This window comes from Oceanihabitans sp. IOP_32, from assembly GCF_009498295.1.
GTDB lineage: Bacteria > Bacteroidota > Bacteroidia > Flavobacteriales > Flavobacteriaceae > Wocania > Wocania indica.
The window spans coordinates 1,324,531-1,343,267 of record NZ_CP040813.1; the positions used below are offsets into that span (position 1 = coordinate 1,324,531).

The following is an 18,737-nucleotide window of genomic DNA, read 5'->3' on the forward strand; positions in this document are numbered from 1 at the left end:
ATGATAAATATAACAAAAGAAACTTCTTTTTTTGGTAAATGTCGTATTTTTGAAAAGTGTTTAATCAATCTTTCACTATATTAATTTGACTTAATGGATAAATTTTCATTTTTAAACGCAGCACATTCGGCCTATTTCGCCGATTTATACGACCAATATTTACAACACCCCGATACCGTCGAGCCTAGTTGGAGAGCTTTTTTTCAAGGTTATGATTTTGGATCTCAAAGTTACGGTCTAGAACCCGAGACAATCCAAACGGAAACTACACAAATCCCAGAACACGTTTTAAAGGAATTTCAGGTGGTAAGACTTATTGACGGTTACCGAATGCGAGGGCACTTGTTTACCAAAACAAACCCTGTTAGAGCTCGCCGTAAATACGCACCTACACTTGATATTAAGAATTTTAATCTCGCTGAAAGTGATTTAGACACGGTTTTTAATGCTGGAGAAAATCTAGGTATTGGAGCAGCAACCTTGCGCGAGATTGTTGCGCATTTAGAAAAAGTATACTGTAGTTCTATAGGTGTAGAATACATGTATTTACGCAATCCAGAAGTTATAAAATGGTGGCAAGAACAATTAAATAAAAACGAAAATCAGCCTAATTTCTCGGCCGATACCAAAAAATATATACTCTCAAAACTCAATCAAGCGGTTTCCTTCGAGAATTTTCTGCAAACCAAATACGTAGGCCAAAAACGATTTTCTCTTGAAGGTGGCGAATCTTTGATACCGGCCTTAAGTAATGTGCTTTTTTACTCTGTAGAAAAATATGGTGTTAAAGAATGTGTTATAGGAATGGCGCATCGTGGTCGATTAAGCACGCTTGTAAACATTTTTAGAAAACCTTTAAAAGAACTCTTTAGTGAATTTGATGGTAAAGATTTTGAAGATGAATATATTGATGGTGATGTAAAATACCATTTAGGATTAACCCTTGATAAAACTTACCAAAACGGAAAGAATATCAAGATGAATTTAGTACCTAACCCTTCTCATCTTGAAACGGTAGCATCGGTTGCCGAAGGTATTACAAGGGCAAAAATAGACACCGATTATAACGGCGATAATTCTAAAATAATACCAATAGTAGTGCATGGTGATGCTGCCATTGCGGGCCAAGGCATTGTATACGAAGTCGCCCAAATGAGCCGACTAAAAGGTTACAAAACAGGGGGCACCATACATATAGTAGTAAACAATCAAATAGGTTTCACAACCAATTATTTAGACGCACGATCAAGTACTTATTGTACCGACATTGCAAAAGTCACCCTATCGCCCGTTCTACATGTTAATGCCGATGATGCCGAAGCCGTTGTACACGCCGTAGAAATGGCTTTAGAATACAGAATGCGCTATAAAAAAGATGTTTATATCGACTTATTAGGCTATAGAAAATACGGCCATAACGAAGGTGACGAACCAAGGTTTACGCAACCTCAACTCTATAAAAATATAGCAAAACACCCTAACCCGTTTAAAATTTACTCTGACAAACTTTTAGCAGAAAACACCATAGACAAAGCCTATTTAGATAAAATAGTAGCAGATTTTAGAGACACCTTAGAAAGTGAGTACGAAAAATCTAAACAAGAAGAGGCCTCTATAGTTAGACCCTTTATGCAAGAACGCTGGGCGGCGTTCCAACGCAAAGGATTAGAGGCTTTGCTTGAGCCAGAAGACACAAAATATCCTAAAGACCGCTTAGAGCACATCTCTAAAGTCGTATCTACTGTACCCAAAGGTGTTAAGTTTTTACGAAAAACCGAGCGTATTTTAGAAGGTCGGGCAAAAATGGTTTTTGAAACCGATAGACTCGATTGGGGTATGGCAGAGACTTTAGCTTATGGAAGTTTGTTAGAAGAAGGTTTTAATATTCGCATTTCTGGACAAGATGTAGAACGCGGTACGTTTAGTCATCGTCATGCTATTTTAAAAGACACCATTTCTGAAGAGCGCATTAATTTGCTAAACATAAACCCTAATAATAAAGGTAAAATGGATATTTACAATTCATTATTATCTGAATATGCGGTATTAGGTTTCGACTATGGTTATGCAATGGCAAACCCTAATACCTTAACCATTTGGGAAGCCCAGTTTGGCGATTTTAGCAACGGGGCACAAATTATTTTCGACCAATATTTATCGGCTGCTGAAGATAAATGGAAATCACAAAATGGTATCGTTGTATTATTACCTCATGGCTACGAAGGTCAGGGATCAGAGCATTCCTCGGCTAGAATAGAACGGTACTTACAACTGTGTGGCGACGATAATATGGTGGTTACAAACTGTACCACGCCGGCCAACTTTTTCCATCTGTTACGCCGACAAATGAAACGTGATTTTAGAAAACCACTTATCGTCTTTACTCCAAAAAGCTTGCTGCGTCACCCTAAAGCGGTTTCTTCATTAAAAGATCTAGAAACAGGGCAGTTTGAAGAAGTTATTGACGACACACTAAACCCTAAAAACATTAAAAAACTAGTATTCTGTTCTGGTAAATTTTACTATGATTTATTAGCCGAAAGAGAGAAGCTAGGAACCAAAGACATTGCATTGGTAAGAATAGAACAATTATTCCCACTGCATTTAGAAAAAATTGAGAACGTGATTAAGCGTTATCCAAACGTTGAAAATTACGTTTGGGCTCAAGAAGAACCTCAAAACATGGGAGCTTGGAGCTATATGATGCAACGCATGAATTTAGTAACATTAGAGGTTTGTTCTAGACCCTATAACTCTGTTCCTGCACCGGGCTCGAGTGCTCGAGATAAAAGGAGACAACAACGCGTTATTAATGCCGTGTTTAATATTGAAAATTGATAAGATAATTATAACATACAATTAAAATTATAAAGTATGATTTTAGAAATGAAAGTACCCTCGCCAGGGGAATCCATTACAGAAGTAGAAATAGCCACCTGGTTAGTTGAAGATGGCGATTATGTAGAAAAAGACCAGGCTATTGCAGAGGTAGATAGTGATAAAGCTACCCTAGAACTACCTGCCGAAGTTAGTGGGATTATTACGCTTAAAGCGGAAGAAGGTGATGCCGTGGCAGTAGGTGCCGTAGTGTGCCTAATCGACACCAGTGCAGCAAAACCTGAAGGCGACTCGCCTAAAAAAGAGGAAAAAAAGGAAGAAAAACCAAAAGCAGAAGCCCCAAAGCCAACAGCAACCGAGACTAAAACCTACGCGACAGGTACTGCAAGTCCGGCAGCTAAAAAGATTTTAGCCGAAAAAGGTGTGGATACCGCAACAGTCTCTGGCACAGGAAAAGATGGCAGAATAACCAAAAGCGATGCTTTAAACGCCGTACCAAGTATGGGTACACCAACCGGTGGCAACCGTGGCAGTTCTCGAAGTAAAATGTCTATGTTACGCAGAAAAGTAGCAGAACGTTTGGTTGAGGCTAAAAACACCACAGCTATGCTAACCACATTTAACGAGGTAGATATGTCGCCAATTTTTGCGCTTAGAACCGAGTATAAAGAAACCTTTAAAGCAAAACATGGGGTTAGTTTAGGATTCATGAGCTTTTTTACATTGGCCGTAGTTCGTGCCTTAAAAATGTATCCAGCAGTGAACTCTATGATTGATGGGAAAGACATGATTTCTTATGATTTTTGCGATATAAGTATTGCCGTTTCAGGACCAAAAGGTCTTATGGTACCCGTGATGCGAAATGCAGAAAACTTGAGTTTTAGAGGGGTAGAATCTGAGGTGAAACGCTTGGCTATTCGCGCGCGCGACGGTCAAATAACTGTAGATGAAATGACAGGGGGCACCTTTACAATTTCTAACGGCGGGGTGTTTGGCAGCATGTTGTCTACACCAATTATTAATCCGCCACAAAGTGCTATTCTAGGCATGCATAATATTGTAGAGCGTCCAGTGGCCGTAGATGGTCAGGTTGTTATACGACCAATTATGTACGTCGCCTTATCTTACGATCATAGAATTATTGACGGTAAAGAGTCTGTTGGATTTTTAGTAGCCATAAAAGAAGCATTAGAAAACCCTATAGAACTGTTAATGAACGATGATATTAAAAAAGCATTGGAGTTATAAAAACTAATATGATTTGAAAAAAGTGAGCTAAACCATTTTAGGTAGCTCGCTTTTTTTATTCGCTTTTTTTAATGATCTAATTAAACATAAAAAAAGTCACCATAATATTAAGGGATACCGTAATAAAAGCTAGAATAATTATCCCCATGATAACATATTTTTGAAGCACATTTTCATTTTCCATGGCATACATATAAATAACGGTTTTACTTGTAGGTATTTCTATGATTTAGGTGCTGTGATGGAAATTATTTCAGGAAAAAATCACTCTATTAACAGCTCTATAAAGATATGTTATAGCTTGTTTACCTGAAATACGTAGTTCTACGTATTTTTTTCACTTTCGCATAGTCTTATAATTGAAGAAAGCTCTAAATCATAACAACTTAGAGCTCTTTTAAGGGTATCATACCAAATTATCCATACGACATTTTAAAATGAAACTGGTATAACAACTAATTTGTAGTAAGAGCGAAATCTATTTTAAGGGTCTACTAGCATAAGCCCATGTTTTAAAGACTATAAAAAATTTCGGTTTAAACTGGCCCAAACGGAAAGTGAAGTTGGTTTTTTATCTAAACCCAATTTGGCTACCATATTACTGCGATGCTTTTCTACCGTTCTCACAGAAACACTTAACTCGTTGGCAATAGCTTTACTGGTTTTATTTTCTGCAATAAGTTTTAGAATTTTGAGTTCAGACTTACTTAAAAGCTCTAGGCCTTTGGGTTTGTTTTCTAAATTAGTACGACTTAAATAGGAGGCTATTTCTTCACTAAAATAAGATTTGTTCTTTACAACATGTGCGATGCACGTTTCAATCTCTTCAATAGCAAACTCTTTTAAAATATAACCATAAACACCAAGCGCAACGGCTTTATCATAAATGTCTTCTTCTTTGTCGAATGTTATTAAAATTATTTTAGTGTCCAGATTGTTTTTCTGGCAAGCTTCGGCAATTTCTAATCCCGTTTTGTATGGCATTCTAATATCTAAAATGGCAATTTTAGGTTTTAACTTCACGATAAGATTATAGGCAACATTACCATCTTGAGCTTTACCGACAACATTAAATCCTTTAGAGATTAAAAAATCAGACAACCCCCTAAGCATAAGCGGGTGGTCGTCTGCTATAACAATGCTATTACTTGTCATTATCTAGTTATTTTAACTCGTTTTACTATTAAAAAATACATTAAAGTTTTAAGTACAAATATTTCTTATCGTAATCAATAATAGCTTTTCCTTTTTTTAATATATCGGCACCAATAATACCATCAACAGGTTTTGCGTTATGACTAATTAAAGCGGTATTAACATGCGACAAATTAAATAACACTAAAACCACTTTATCGTTTTTCCATTTTCCAATTTTTAATTTGTTCTTTTTAGACATTTGGGTGTCCATGTCAATAGCGCCTGCACCAGCGGCCTTAATTAGAGAATCTTCGGCAAAGAGATTAAAGGTTTCCACCGCCTCAAAACCAACACAAGAATTAGAAGCTCCTGTATCTAAGATAAAAAGACCTTTTACCCCATTAATGGTTGCTTTTACTTCAAAATGATTGGTTTTGGTAAGCTTTAGTTTTACTTTAGTATAATCTCTATCGAGCAAAAACTCCTGCAATGTTTGACTCATATTTTATGATGATAAATTCGTGTTTCTTTTAAACTATTCTGCCTTTTTGAACTTAAAAATACAATTTAATACCTATTCAAATAATTTAAATCTCGAATAAATACTATTGTGCCTTACTTTTAGGCTATAAAACTTGATTTTGACTTAAAAGCCCATCCTTTTTCAATCGCAAAATGCCCTGGTTTTTACAAATTCCACCAACCGCACATCGCCTTTTTCTCTCTTTCTACAGTCTGATTTCTAAAATATCGCAGTTGAATAGGCTTCCCCAAAATAAAAAAGGTTTTTACACACGATAGCCCCTATATATTTATAATGGTTACACTTAATACTTTTGGTCTCAACAAAGCGAGCTCTTGAAGCGGACACTTCTCATGAAAATTGCAAATAGAAATCCAATTAATTTCTGTTTAAAGCATAAGTTTTTGTAGTTTTATAAACTTCAAAAAAACAAGAAAATGTCTGATAACAAACGTGTCTTTTTAGTTGATGCCTATGCATTAATTTTTCGTGGCTATTATGCCTTTATAAAAAACCCAAGAATTAATTCGAAAGGCTTGGATACCTCGGCAATTATGGGGTTTATGAATTCGCTTTTAGATGTTATAAAACGCGAACGACCTGAGCATCTCGCCGTCTGTTTTGATAAAGGTGGTAGCTCCGATCGGGTAGAAATTTTTGAATCCTACAAAGCCAATAGAGATGAAACGCCAGAAGCCATAAAAATTGCTGTTCCCATAATTCAAGATATTTTAAAAGCCATGCACATTCCTATTATGGTAAAAACGGGTTACGAGGCCGATGATGTTATTGGCACACTAGCCAAACAAGCCGAAAAAGAAGGCTACCAAACGTTTATGGTTACGCCAGACAAGGATTTTGCTCAACTGGTTTCAGAAAATATCTTTATGTATCGCCCCGTTTTTGGTGGCGGATACGAAACTTGGGGCATTCCAGAAGTGCAGAAAAAATTTGAAGTTACAGACCCTTTACAAGTGATTGATTTTTTGGGTATGATGGGCGATGCATCCGATAATATTCCTGGTTTACCTGGTGTTGGCGAAAAAACGGCGAAAAAGTTTTTAGCGCAATACGGCAGTATGGAAAATCTTTTAGCGAATACACACGAGCTAAAAGGTAAAATGAAAGAGAAAATTGAAGCCAATGCAGAATTGGGTATGCTGTCTAAAAAATTAGCCACCATTATGCTGGATGTTCCGGTTACGTTTAACGCTAAAGATTTTGAATTAGACCAACCCGATATTCCGAAAGTTACCGAGATTTTCCAGGAATTAGAATTTAGACGTTTAATCGATAATTTCACGAAAACATTTTCTGCTGAGGCGGTAACACCTCAAGCTGGAAATGCTACCGAAAAAGCTTCAGAAGGCACGCCAACAAAAGCCACACCGAGTGAAGTGAAATCGGCTGGAGCTGGACAATTTAGTTTGTTTGGAGCAGAAGATAATTCCGCGGAAGCGCAAACAAGCAACACTAGAAACACCTCTGAAACCGCCCCGCATTTTTACCAAAGTGTAGCCCCTGGATTTGCCACAAAATTGTTTTTAGACAACCTCATGAAGCAAACCACCGTGTGTTTCGATACCGAGACCACAGGCTTAAACCCCATAACGGCCGAGTTGGTTGGGATTGCCTTTTCTTGGGAAGTTGGCAAGGGCTTTTATGTGCCTTTTCCAGAAGATAAAACCGAAGCCCAAGAACTTATTGAGCAATTTAGACCCTTTTTTGAAAGTGAAACCATTGAAAAAGTGGGTCAGAATTTAAAATACGACCTTAAGGTTTTAGCAAAATATAATGTGGATGTAAAAGGCAAATTATTCGATACCATGTTGGCGCATTATTTAATAAATCCAGATATGCGGCACAATATGGACGTGCTTGCCGAAACGTATTTGAATTATGCGCCCATTTCGATAACCGAACTGATTGGCAAAAAAGGTAAAAACCAACTCTCGATGCGCGAAGTGCCTTTAGAGAAACTAACCGAATATGCGGTTGAAGATGCCGATATTACCTTGCAACTTAAAGAACATTTTGAAAAAGAATTAGGCGAAGCCAATACACAGAAATTGTTCGATGAGATTGAAATCCCATTATTGCGCGTTTTAGCGGCTATGGAATTGGAAGGTATTAATTTAGATACGGAGTTTTTAAATTCCTTATCGGAAGACCTCAATAACGACATCGCTACGCTTGAAAAGCAAATTTATGAGGTTGCAGGTGAAGCGTTTAATATTGCTTCACCAAAACAATTGGGTATTATTCTGTTTGAAAAACTTAAATTAGTTGACAACCCTAAAAAAACCAAAACAGGGCAATATGCTACTGGCGAAGATATTTTATCGTTTTTAGCAAAAGACCATGCCATTATTCGAGATATTTTAGAATATCGAGGCCTTGCCAAACTAAAAAGCACCTATGTTGATGCTTTACCGCTGCAAGTTGAACCTAGTACAGGCCGTGTTCATACCGAGTATATGCAAGCTGTTGCAGCTACTGGCCGATTAAGTAGTAATAATCCCAATTTACAGAATATACCAATACGTACCGAACGTGGTCGCCAAGTTAGAAAAGCCTTTATCCCGCGTAATGACGATTACACCTTATTGGCTGCCGATTATTCGCAAATAGAACTGCGCATTATTGCCGCTTTAAGTCAAGAGGAGACCATGATTGAAGCCTTTAATAATGGGGAAGATATTCATGCCTCCACCGCATCGAAAGTATTTAACGTACCGCTTGCCGAAGTCACCAGAGAACAACGTGCTAATGCCAAAACTGTTAATTTCGGAATTATTTATGGCGTATCGGCATTTGGATTAAGCAATCAAACGAATTTATCGCGTGGTGAAGCCAAAGAGTTGATCGATACCTACTACGAAACCTACCCAAAACTAAAAGCCTATATGACTAGGCAGGTGGATTTTGCTCGCGATCATGGTTATGTGCAAACTGTTTTAGGGCGACGCCGTTATTTAAAAGATATTAATTCTCGTAATGCTGTGGTGCGCAGCGGTGCAGAACGAAATGCCATAAATGCACCCATACAAGGTAGTGCCGCCGATATTATTAAGGTTGCCATGATTAAAATTCACGAAAAGCTAGAAGCTGGCCAATACAAATCTAAAATGCTCTTACAAGTGCATGATGAATTGGTTTTCGACATCTTTAAACCAGAACTTGAAGACATGAAAACCTTGATTAAAACCGAAATGGAGCAAGCTTATACCCTCGAAGTACCTTTGGATGTTGAAATGGATGTTGGTGATAATTGGTTGGAGGCGCATTAAAAATTAGAATTAAATGAAAATTATCCCTGTCGCTTGTGCAATTATTTATTTCAAGAATAAAATCTTAGCTGTACAAAGAAGTAAAACTATGAAACTTCCTTTAAAATGGGAGTTTGCTGGTGGTAAAATTGAAGCGGGAGAATCTGAAATTGATTGTATTAAAAGGGAAGTCTTAGAAGAATTAAATATTACAATCGAAGTACAAGAAAGATTATCTCCAGTAATTCACCAATACCCTGGTTTTAAAATTAAATTGATTCCTTTTACGGCTGAATATGTTTCAGGAGAATTGAAGCTTAAAGAACATTGCAATTTTAAAATTGCCAATAAGGAAGAATTGCTGAATTTAGATTGGGCTGATGCTGATATACCAATTTTAAAAGAAATTATTGAATTATGAATCAAGGCATATATGAAGAACTAATTACACAGCTCGTATCTCAGAAATTAAAAGAACTTGATAAAGACAAATTCATTTTAAAGAAAAGTTTAATAGATAAAGAAGAAGCCTCTACAATTCTCTCTAATCATTTATCATCAACTTTAAAACATGCCATTCAATTAATAAAAGGTGAAAATAAAGTAGAAGAACAAATTAAAATTGCAAACAAAGTAATTCGTTTATTAAAAGAAGAGCTCAAAAATCAAGAATTTAATGATGATTTAGTAAATATTGAAGGAGAAATTTTAAAGGCTGTCTTTTCTAAAACAGACAAACATTTCTCCAACCTAGACCTTCATTTAAAAGAAATTACGCCTTACACAAGATTAACTCATAGTGAATTATTTACTGGTGGAAATGGCAGTTTATCATTAGAAAGTGAGTTGAAAAAAGAGATTTTATCATCGAATCAAATAAACTTATTAGTCTCTTTTATAAAATTCAAAGGTATTATAATTCTTGAAAAAGAACTGCGAGAATTTACAGAACGTGGTGGTAAATTAAAAGTAATAACCACGACTTACATGGGAGCTTCAGATTATAAAGCTATAAAGCTATTGTCCAGTCTCTCAAATACAGAAGTTAAGATATCTTACAATACAGAAAACGAAAGATTACATGCAAAAGCATATCTATTTTATAGAGATTCCGGTTTTCACACTGCCTACATAGGTTCTTCCAACTTTTCAAGGTCGGCATTAACGGATGGATTAGAATGGAATTTAAAAGTTACCACTAAAGAGGTAAGTCATATTATCAACAAATTTCAGAAAACATTTGACTCATATTGGCGAAGTAATGACTTTGAGCTATTTGATGACTCTATACATCAGATAAAACTAATAGATGCTTTAAAACAAAGCAAAATTAGTAAACCTTATGAAAACACAGCTGCTTTTTTCGACATCAAACCATTTCCTTATCAAAATGAAGTATTAGAAAAATTAGAAGTAGAGAGAAGGGTTCATAATAGATTCAAGAACCTTATAGTTGCAGCCACAGGTACTGGAAAAACAGTTATTTCTGCGTTCGATTATAAGCGCTTCAAACGAGAAAATAAATCTTCAAAATTACTATTTCTAGCCCATAGAAAAGAAATATTACAAAAGTCCCTTTCCACTTTCCAAGGAGTTTTAAGAAACAATAATATTGGAGAATTATGGGTAGACGGTATTGTTCCAGATAATTTTGAGTTTGTATTCGCTTCCGTTCAATCTGTAAACAATCAACTTGAAAACACAAATTTATCAGCCGATTATTATGATTATATAATTATTGACGAATGCCATCATCAAATAGCAAAAAGCTATAGAGCAATAATTAACTATTTTAAACCAAAAATACTTCTTGGTCTTACAGCAACTCCAGAAAGGATGGATGGTGGGGATATTTTGGAGGATTTTGGCAACAAAATTTCAGCAGAAATCAGACTTCCTGAAGCAATGAATCGAAAGTTGCTTTGCCCTTTTCAATATTTTGGAATTACCGATAGTGTCGACTTAACAAATGTAAGTTGGGTAAGAGGAAAATATGTAGCGAGTGAATTAACAAACATTTATACCGAAAGTGACAGAAGAGTTAGAGAGATAATTGATGCATTAGAAAAATACACCAAAGATATTAACGATGTTAGAGCATTAGGTTATTGTGTATCGATGGAACACGCTAAATACATGGCAGAAAAATTCACTTTGGCAGGATTAAAAGCTGATTTCTTAACAAGTAATAACAGTAAAAACAGAATTTCTATTCGGCAAAAATTAGAACGAAAGGAAATTAATTATCTTTTTGTGGTTGATATTTTTAACGAAGGCATTGACATTCCACAAATTGATACGCTACTTTTTTTAAGACCAACTGAAAGTCTAACTATATTTTTACAACAACTAGGAAGAGGTTTAAGACTCTATGACGAAAAAGATTCTTTAACAGTTTTAGATTTTGTAGGAAATTCGCATTCTGAATATAATTTTGAAAGTAAATTTAGAGCATTAATTGGAAAAACTAATACAACAGTTATTAAAGAATTAGAAGACAACTTTCCGCACTTACCTCTTGGATGTTCTATAATTTTGGAAAAAAGAGCGAAAGAAACAATTCTAAATAATATTTCTTCTGCTACATCTTTAAATAAGAATAAGTTGATTCAAAGAATTCAACAGTTCCAACATGAATCCTCTTTACCATTAACCATAGGTAACTTTAGTAAGTTTTATAATATTCCGTTACAATCTATTTATAAGAGAGGGAGTTGGAAACGCATGTGTCAACTTGCAGGAAAAATAAAAGATTATGATACTGAGAATGAAAAAGCAATTGTTTCTGCAATATCAAATAAGTGGCTTTCTACAAACTCCTTAAGTTACTTTACTTTCATATTGCGAATTGCTGAGCAAAACTTCAACATAAATATTTCTCAATTTAATACAAATGAAAAGATTATGCTCCTAATGTTACATTATGACGTGTGGCAAAAAGCAAGTGGATTTGATTCATTAGAAAAAAGTATAAACAAAATTGGGGCAAACAAGGTTTTAGTAGAAGAAATTAAGGAATTACTAAAATTATTAATAGAAAAAATAGACTTTAAAGAATCGGCTATTAAACTTCCTTATAAACAACCACTAATGCTTCATAGTCGTTACACCAGAGACCAAATTTTAACAGCATTTAGATTTAGTAGTTTCGAAAAAAAATCTTCAAATAGAGAAGGTACCGCTGAAAATAAAGAACTAAATACAGAGTTATTATTCATTAATCTTATAAAATCAGAAGAAGATTTTTCACCAACAACCATGTACGATGATTATGCTGTAAATGAATTATTATTTCATTGGCAAACTCAAAATACTGCAAGACCAGATTTAGGTAAAGGACTCTCCTATGTTAATCATAAAAAAAACAAAAAACGAATACTATTATTTGTACGTGAAAAAGCAAAAAATGAATACGGTAATAGTTTAGGTTATGTTTTTATCGGTGAAGGCGAATTAAAAAATTATTATGGATCTAAACCAATGAGCATAAATTGGGAGCTTCAAGAACCCATGCCTCACTATTTATGGAAAGATGCCGCTAAACTAGCAATTGGTTAAACTTTAAGAAACTAAAACCTAATCGGGCTTTATTTCCAGTAATTTCGATATAGAAATTAAAATTTATTAAGCCCACACTCCTAGCCACGGGCATTCCGCATAAACTCTTCAGCCTTTTCTACCATATTTTTACTACCGCAAATAAAGGGTACACGCTGGTGTAATGTGGTAGGCACCACATCTAAAGTACGGGTAAAACCATCGCTAGATTTTCCGTTAGCCTGTTCTGCCAGAAAAGCCATGGGATTACATTCGTACAATAATCGTAATTTTCCGTTAGGGTTTTTCGAGCTCTGCGGATATAAATAAATACCGCCTTTAATCATATTTCTATGAAAATCTGAAACCAAAGACCCTATATATCTACTCGTGTAGGGCCTGTCACCCTCCTCCTGCTGGCAATATTTAATATAATCTTTTATGCCTTGCGGAAAATGAATATAATTCCCTTCATTTACAGAATAAATAGAACCATCTTCGGGAAATTGCATATTGGGATGCGACAAGTAAAACGACCCTATAGCAGGATTTAAAGTAAAACCATTCACACCATGGCCAGTGGTATATACAAGCATTGTTGAGGTGCCATAAACCACGTAACCCGCAGCTACCTGCTCACTTCCTTTTTGTAAAAAATCTTCTAATGTAACGGGGGTTCCCACAGGTGTTACACGCCTGTAAACCGAAAAAATAGTTCCTACAGAGACATTTACGTCAATATTTGAAGAACCATCTAAGGGATCAATTAAAACAATATATTTGTTTTGGTTGTTTTCATCTTGGCTGTTTATAGAAACAAAATCGTCTTCTTCTTCACTGGCAATACCACAAACAATATTTCTTTTGGTTAGTGCTTGTATAAACTTTTCGTTGGCATAAACATCCAGCTTCTGCTGGTCTTCACCTTGTATATTAGTATCGCCCACCGCACCAATAATATCAACTAATCCCGCTTTATTTACTTCGTGATTTACAACTTTGGCAGCCAATCGTATCGAGTTAATAAGCCGAGATAACTCGCCAGAACTGTACTTAAACGAGGCCTGATTTTCAATAATAAACTCACCTAAAGTTTGATTTTTTCGAGACATGAAAACGGATTTTTAGTTCCACAAATATCAATTATTTTTATCTAACTACAAGGTTTTCGTAGAAGATTAATGTATTTTAGTTTTTAACTTTAAACTATATTTGAGCCTAATTTAATAAAATGGACTATAATATAAGAACCGCCACCAAACATGATATGATTCGCGTGTTTGAATTAATAAAGGAACTCGCGCTTTTTGAAAAAGAAGCTGATGCTGTAGAAATTACAGTAGAGGATTTGCAAAAAGATGGTTTTTCAGAAAATCCGAAATTTCATTGTTTTGTTGCAGAAGTAAACCATAAAGTAGAAGGAATTGCCTTAATTTTTAATCGCTATTCTACATGGAAAGGTCCTGTTATACATCTTGAAGACTTAGTGGTAAGTGAAAAAATGAGAGGCACGGGATTAGGCACTGCACTTTTAGATGAGGTCGTTAAATACGGTGCTCAGTTGGGGGTTAAACGCATAAGTTGGGAAGTATTAGATTGGAACGAACCTGCCATAACTTTTTATGAAAAAAAAGGTGCCGATGTAAAACGCGATTGGAACGTGGTGCATTTAAACGAACAAGGCATTAAGACCTATATTGCTCAGTTAAAATAAACTCTCATTATCTTGTTAAACCATTTAGTATGGTAAACAAGTCACTTAAAAACACAACATATCAATACCTTAAAACATGCAAGTATTTAAATTTGGTGGGGCATCGGTTAAAGATGCTAACGGTGTAAAAAACTTAGCAGCTTTATTGCAAAAAGTGGGGTATACCGATACACTTATTGTCGTATCTGCCATGGGAAAAACTACCAATGCGCTCGAGCTTGTTTTAAAAAACTATTTTGAAAACAACGCCGAATTACAAAGCGCTATTCAAGAGGTTAAAAAATTTCACAATCAAATTATACTAGATTTATTCGACGACGAGAACCACTCTATCTTTAATGATGTAGCCTTACTTTTTAACGAATTAAATAGTTTTTTAAAAACAAACAAATCTCCTGATTACAGCTTTGTGTACGACCAAACCGTAGGTTTTGGAGAGTTAATTTCCACTACTATAATTAGCGCCTATTTAAATACCATAGGCATAAAAAACAACTGGGTTGATGTTAGAAACCATATAAAAACCGACAATTATTACAGGCGAGCTCATGTTAACTGGGAAGCGACTCAAGATGCCATAAACGCACAATTCAACAAAAACATTTTAAACATTACCCAAGGATTTTTGGGGAGTGATTCTAATAATTTCACCACTACCTTAGGCAGAGAAGGTAGCGATTATACAGCTGCTATTTACGCCTATTGTTTAAATGCCAATAGCGTTACCATTTGGAAAGATGTACCAGGTATTTTAAATGCCGATCCACGGTATTTTGAAAACCCGCAATTACTCCATAAAATTTCTTACCGCGAAGCGATAGAGCTGGCTTTTTATGGTGCTTCTGTAATTCACCCAAAAACTCTACAACCCTTGCAGCGCAAAGAAATACCGTTGTATGTCAAATCGTTCTTAAAACCAGAACAACCAGGCACTAAGGTATGCAAAGACACCACTATAGAACCAAAGGTGCCCTGCTTTATTGTAAAGAAGAACCAAGTTCTCATTTCGTTATCATCCTTAGATTTTTCGTACATCGTTGAAGACAATATTAGTTCTATATTTAAGTTATTACACCAGTATAAAATGAAAGTCGATGTCATTCAAAATTCGGCCATTAGTTTTTCGGTTTGTATCGAAAATATTTACAATAATCTAGAAGAGCTCTTACATCATCTTAAAGCAAAATTTAAAGTAACCTGTTATCAAAACGTATCGCTTTACACTATTAGACATTACAACGAGAGTGCCATTAAGCAGGTAGAGCAAAACAAAACCGTATTATTAAAGCAATTAACACCAGAAACCATTCAGGTAGTAACTAAATAGTTTATTTATTACATTTACACCCATGACCACAGAGCAAAATAAAGGATTAGTAACCGCCAAAGAAGTCGCTAAGGCTATACAATTAGAAAAATACGGATTTATTGGTACATTTTTGGGGTGGATTTTAATGAAAATCCTCAAAATATCTACACTTAACAAAATTTACAATAAAAATAAACACCTTACTGATTTAGAGTTTCTAAATGGTATTTTAGACGATTTCCAAATTAAATTTGAAATTCCAGCAGAAGATTTAAAACGTTTACCAAAAGAAGGCGCATACATTACGGTATCAAACCATCCGCTTGGAGGTATTGACGGTATTTTACTATTAAAATTAATGCTCGAACAACGCCAAGATTTTAAAATAATAGCCAACTTTTTACTGCATAGAATAGCACCTTTAAAGCCCTACATCATGCCGGTAAACCCTTTTGAGGATAAAAAAGATGTAAAATCGAGTCTGGCTGGTTTTAAAAATTCTATACTCCATTTAAGAAACGGACATCCGTTGGGCATCTTCCCAGCTGGCGAAGTTTCAACCTATCGCGATGGTAAATTGGTGGTCGACAAACCCTGGGAAGAAGCCGCCATGAAACTGGCTCAAAAAGCTGAGGTACCTATCGTACCTATCTATTTTCACGCCAAAAACAGTAAGTTGTTTTACAAGTTATCTAAAATTAACGACACTTTTAGAACAGCGAAATTACCCTCCGAACTACTTACTCAAAAACGACGCGTTATTAAAGTGCGTATAGGAAAAGCTATTTCGGTAAACGACCAAAAAGAACACACTTCACTAAACAATTTTACAGCATTTTTAAGACAAAAAACCTATATGCTTTCGAATGCTTTTGAAGATAAACCAAAAATTTTAGACAACTTATCGAATACACTTAAGCCGTCTCGAGCGCCTAAAACTATTGTGACCTCGGTAGATTTAGAAACTATGATTGCCGAAGTTGAAACCTTAAGAAAAGAGGATTGTAAATTATTAACTAGTAAGAATTATGAAGTGTTTTTAGCTCCAGCTGATAGCATTCCGAACATATTAACAGAAATTGGTCGTTTACGAGAAATAACATTTCGTGAAGTTGGAGAAGGCACTAACGAGTCTATAGATTTAGATAACTTCGATAGTTATTACCACCATATGTTCTTATGGGATAATGATAAAAATTTAATTGCTGGTGCCTATAGAATGGGCTTGGGGTCTCAAATTTTCAAAAATTACGGCATAGATGGTTTTTACTTACAAGACTTATTTAGATTTGAGCCAGAATTGCATAAAATGATGAGCCAGTCTATTGAAATGGGTCGTGCGTTTATCATAAAAGAATACCAACAAAAACCAATGCCCTTATTTTTACTTTGGAAAGGTATTGTACACACTACATTGCGCTATCCTGAGCATAAATTTTTAATTGGTGGAGTAAGTATTAGCAATCAGTTTTCGAACTTCTCGAAATCATTGATGATTGAGTTTATGAAATCGCACTATTACGATCCTTATATTGCGCAGTATGTTCACCCTAAAAAAGAATTTAAAGTAAAACTCAAAGATGCCGATAAAGATTTCGTTTTTGATGCTACCGAAGCCGACCTAAACAAATTCGATAAAATTATTGACGAAGTCGAACCTGGAGCATTACGTCTACCTGTATTACTTAAAAAATATATAAAACAGAACGCGCGATTAGTGGCTTTTAATGTAGATCCGCTCTTTAACAACGCAGTAGATGGCTTAATGTATATTAAAATCGCCGATCTTCCCGAAAGTACCGTAAGACCCGTAATGGAAGAATTCCAAGCAGAGCTGGAACGTAAGTTTATGGAAAATAACACAAATTGATATCACTATAAGAATAGTACAATATCTTTGCGAGACTTTCTCGTTTTGAGATAACATAGTAATCTTTACACCCTGTTTTTTATTTGTTTGAAGTAAAGAAACCTAACTCGTATTTGGTGCTAATAATGTTATAATTGAGGTTTTTCGAATATTATAGACACTAAATTTCGATGTACTATATTTATGACATCAAACTAAAATACCTGTGATGATAGTTTTTTATTCATGATTAATTGGTGTATCGCATTTTCGTCTATGGAGACTCGAATACCAATTTAATTATGAAATGTCGTATTGATAATTTGGTATTATGTGCTTTCGTCCTATATCAAATCAAATTCAATAAATAAACATTCCAACCCACAGGAATAAGATAGAACCATAATTCATTTAGAAAAAACCACCCAAAGCACCCATTCTTTTTAATAAATCGTGTTTATTTAAAAATATACCACTTAATATCGCTCAATTATTCTTAAATTTATAGAGGTTTAAAAAAAGATTAAATGATTAATAAAAAAGTGGCTAACGTTCAGGAAGCGCTTCAAGGTGTTAAAGATAATATGACACTAATGCTTGGGGGCTTCGGACTTTGCGGTATTCCAGAAAATGCTATAGCCGAATTAGTAAAAATCGGCGTAAAAGATTTAACCTGTATTTCTAATAATGCTGGTGTGGACGATTTTGGTTTGGGTTTGTTATTACAAAAAAAGCAAATAAAAAAAATGATATCGTCTTATGTTGGCGAAAACGATGAATTCGAACGGCAGATGCTTTCTGGTGAGCTAGACGTAGAATTGATACCTCAAGGTACCTTGGCAGAACGCTGTAGAGCAGCACAATCTGGATTTCCAGCTATTTACACCCCTGCAGGTTATGGCACTGAAGTTGCCGAAGGGAAAGAAACTCGAGAATTTAACGGTAAAATGTATGTCCTAGAACATGCTTTCGATGCCCATTTTGCTTTTGTAAAGGCCTGGAAAGGAGATGCGGCCGGAAATTTAATCTTTAAGGGTACGGCCAGAAACTTTAACCCTAATATGTGCGGTGCCGCCAAAATAACGGTGGCAGAAGTAGAAGAATTAGTGCCTCTAGGAACTTTAGACCCTAATCAAATCCATATTCCTGGAATTTTTGTACAACGTATTTTTCAAGGAAAAAACTATGAAAAACGCATTGAACAAAAAACAGTAAGACCCAAAAACAATTAAAATTTCAAACTCTAAGTTGTGAGGCTAAGACGATTATCAGGACTTGGTACAACAACTTGAAGCACTTAAAATGTAAGTATT

General features: G+C 35.2%; 12 protein-coding genes. 9 read left to right on the top strand and 3 right to left on the bottom strand.

Annotation, left to right across the window (positions count from 1 at the left end):
• Window positions 1-93: 93 nt before the first annotated feature.
• Window positions 94-2,838 (top strand): 2-oxoglutarate dehydrogenase E1 component, encoded by a 2,745-nt coding sequence (locus tag FEZ18_RS05510; RefSeq protein ID WP_153267382.1) that lies wholly within the window; start codon window positions 94-96, stop codon window positions 2,836-2,838.
• Between the two features lie 36 nt (window positions 2,839-2,874).
• Entirely contained in the window at window positions 2,875-4,086 is a 1,212-nt protein-coding gene (gene odhB / locus FEZ18_RS05515) for a 2-oxoglutarate dehydrogenase complex dihydrolipoyllysine-residue succinyltransferase (RefSeq protein WP_153267383.1), read from the top strand.
• A 519-nt stretch (window positions 4,087-4,605) separates the two neighbouring features.
• Here odhB and FEZ18_RS05520 read toward each other — a convergent pair.
• Complete coding sequence (locus FEZ18_RS05520; RefSeq protein ID WP_153267384.1) at window positions 4,606-5,241, bottom strand: response regulator; 636 nt, start codon at window positions 5,239-5,241, stop codon at window positions 4,606-4,608.
• A gap of 40 nt (window positions 5,242-5,281) precedes the next feature.
• On the bottom strand, window positions 5,282-5,725 hold the full coding sequence (locus FEZ18_RS05525) for a retropepsin-like aspartic protease (RefSeq protein WP_153267385.1): 444 nt from the start codon (window positions 5,723-5,725) through the stop codon (window positions 5,282-5,284).
• 458 nt (window positions 5,726-6,183) lie between these two features.
• On the opposite strand from FEZ18_RS05525, the gene polA reads away from it, so the two are divergent.
• The 3 genes from polA to FEZ18_RS05540 are packed head-to-tail and all read left to right on the top strand — an operon-like array spanning window position 6,184 to window position 12,573.
• A complete protein-coding gene (gene polA / locus FEZ18_RS05530) occupies window positions 6,184-9,036 on the top strand; it encodes a DNA polymerase I (RefSeq protein ID WP_153267386.1) in 2,853 nt (950 codons plus the stop codon).
• Between the two features lie 13 nt (window positions 9,037-9,049).
• Window positions 9,050-9,436 carry a (deoxy)nucleoside triphosphate pyrophosphohydrolase gene (locus FEZ18_RS05535; protein WP_228122888.1) on the top strand — a complete coding sequence of 129 codons (387 nt, stop codon included), beginning with the start codon at window positions 9,050-9,052 and terminating at the stop codon, window positions 9,434-9,436.
• A complete protein-coding gene (locus tag FEZ18_RS05540; RefSeq protein WP_153267387.1) occupies window positions 9,433-12,573 on the top strand; it encodes a DUF3427 domain-containing protein in 3,141 nt (1,046 codons plus the stop codon). The genes FEZ18_RS05535 and FEZ18_RS05540 overlap by 4 nt, the downstream gene beginning before the upstream one ends.
• Window positions 12,574-12,653: 80 nt before the next feature.
• On the opposite strand, the gene fbp is transcribed toward FEZ18_RS05540, so the two are convergent.
• On the bottom strand, window positions 12,654-13,664 hold the full coding sequence (gene fbp / locus FEZ18_RS05545) for a class 1 fructose-bisphosphatase (protein WP_153267388.1): 1,011 nt from the start codon (window positions 13,662-13,664) through the stop codon (window positions 12,654-12,656).
• 119 nt (window positions 13,665-13,783) lie between these two features.
• On the opposite strand from fbp, the gene FEZ18_RS05550 reads away from it, so the two are divergent.
• From FEZ18_RS05550 to FEZ18_RS05565, 4 genes are all read left to right on the top strand, one after another.
• Window positions 13,784-14,266, top strand: coding sequence for a GNAT family N-acetyltransferase (locus FEZ18_RS05550; protein ID WP_153267389.1), 483 nt, complete (start codon window positions 13,784-13,786; stop codon window positions 14,264-14,266).
• Window positions 14,267-14,342: 76 nt separating this feature from the next.
• Complete coding sequence (locus FEZ18_RS05555; protein WP_153267390.1) at window positions 14,343-15,593, top strand: aspartate kinase; 1,251 nt, start codon at window positions 14,343-14,345, stop codon at window positions 15,591-15,593.
• A gap of 22 nt (window positions 15,594-15,615) precedes the next feature.
• Window positions 15,616-17,445 carry a GNAT family N-acyltransferase gene (locus FEZ18_RS05560; RefSeq protein WP_153267391.1) on the top strand — a complete coding sequence of 610 codons (1,830 nt, stop codon included), beginning with the start codon at window positions 15,616-15,618 and terminating at the stop codon, window positions 17,443-17,445.
• Between the two features lie 506 nt (window positions 17,446-17,951).
• Window positions 17,952-18,656, top strand: a complete 705-nt coding sequence (locus tag FEZ18_RS05565; RefSeq protein ID WP_153267392.1) for a CoA transferase subunit A — start codon at window positions 17,952-17,954, stop codon at window positions 18,654-18,656.
• Window positions 18,657-18,737: the final 81 nt, after the last annotated feature.

What these genes read in the sequence shown, in the direction of transcription:
- odhB (WP_153267383.1), top strand. Translation starts at nt 2,875, where the DNA reads ATGATTTTAGAAATGAAAGTACCCTCGCCAGGGGAATCCATTACAGAA.
- FEZ18_RS05565 (WP_153267392.1), top strand. Translation starts at nt 17,952, where the DNA reads ATGATTAATAAAAAAGTGGCTAACGTTCAGGAAGCGCTTCAAGGTGTT.
- FEZ18_RS05520 (WP_153267384.1), bottom strand. Translation starts at nt 5,241, where the DNA reads ATGACAAGTAATAGCATTGTTATAGCAGACGACCACCCGCTTATGCTT.
- FEZ18_RS05510 (WP_153267382.1), top strand. Translation starts at nt 94, where the DNA reads ATGGATAAATTTTCATTTTTAAACGCAGCACATTCGGCCTATTTCGCC.
- FEZ18_RS05560 (WP_153267391.1), top strand. Translation starts at nt 15,616, where the DNA reads ATGACCACAGAGCAAAATAAAGGATTAGTAACCGCCAAAGAAGTCGCT.
- FEZ18_RS05535 (WP_228122888.1), top strand. Translation starts at nt 9,050, where the DNA reads ATGAAAATTATCCCTGTCGCTTGTGCAATTATTTATTTCAAGAATAAA.
- FEZ18_RS05525 (WP_153267385.1), bottom strand. Translation starts at nt 5,725, where the DNA reads ATGAGTCAAACATTGCAGGAGTTTTTGCTCGATAGAGATTATACTAAA.
- FEZ18_RS05555 (WP_153267390.1), top strand. Translation starts at nt 14,343, where the DNA reads ATGCAAGTATTTAAATTTGGTGGGGCATCGGTTAAAGATGCTAACGGT.
- FEZ18_RS05540 (WP_153267387.1), top strand. Translation starts at nt 9,433, where the DNA reads ATGAATCAAGGCATATATGAAGAACTAATTACACAGCTCGTATCTCAG.
- fbp (WP_153267388.1), bottom strand. Translation starts at nt 13,664, where the DNA reads ATGTCTCGAAAAAATCAAACTTTAGGTGAGTTTATTATTGAAAATCAG.
- polA (WP_153267386.1), top strand. Translation starts at nt 6,184, where the DNA reads ATGTCTGATAACAAACGTGTCTTTTTAGTTGATGCCTATGCATTAATT.
- FEZ18_RS05550 (WP_153267389.1), top strand. Translation starts at nt 13,784, where the DNA reads ATGGACTATAATATAAGAACCGCCACCAAACATGATATGATTCGCGTG.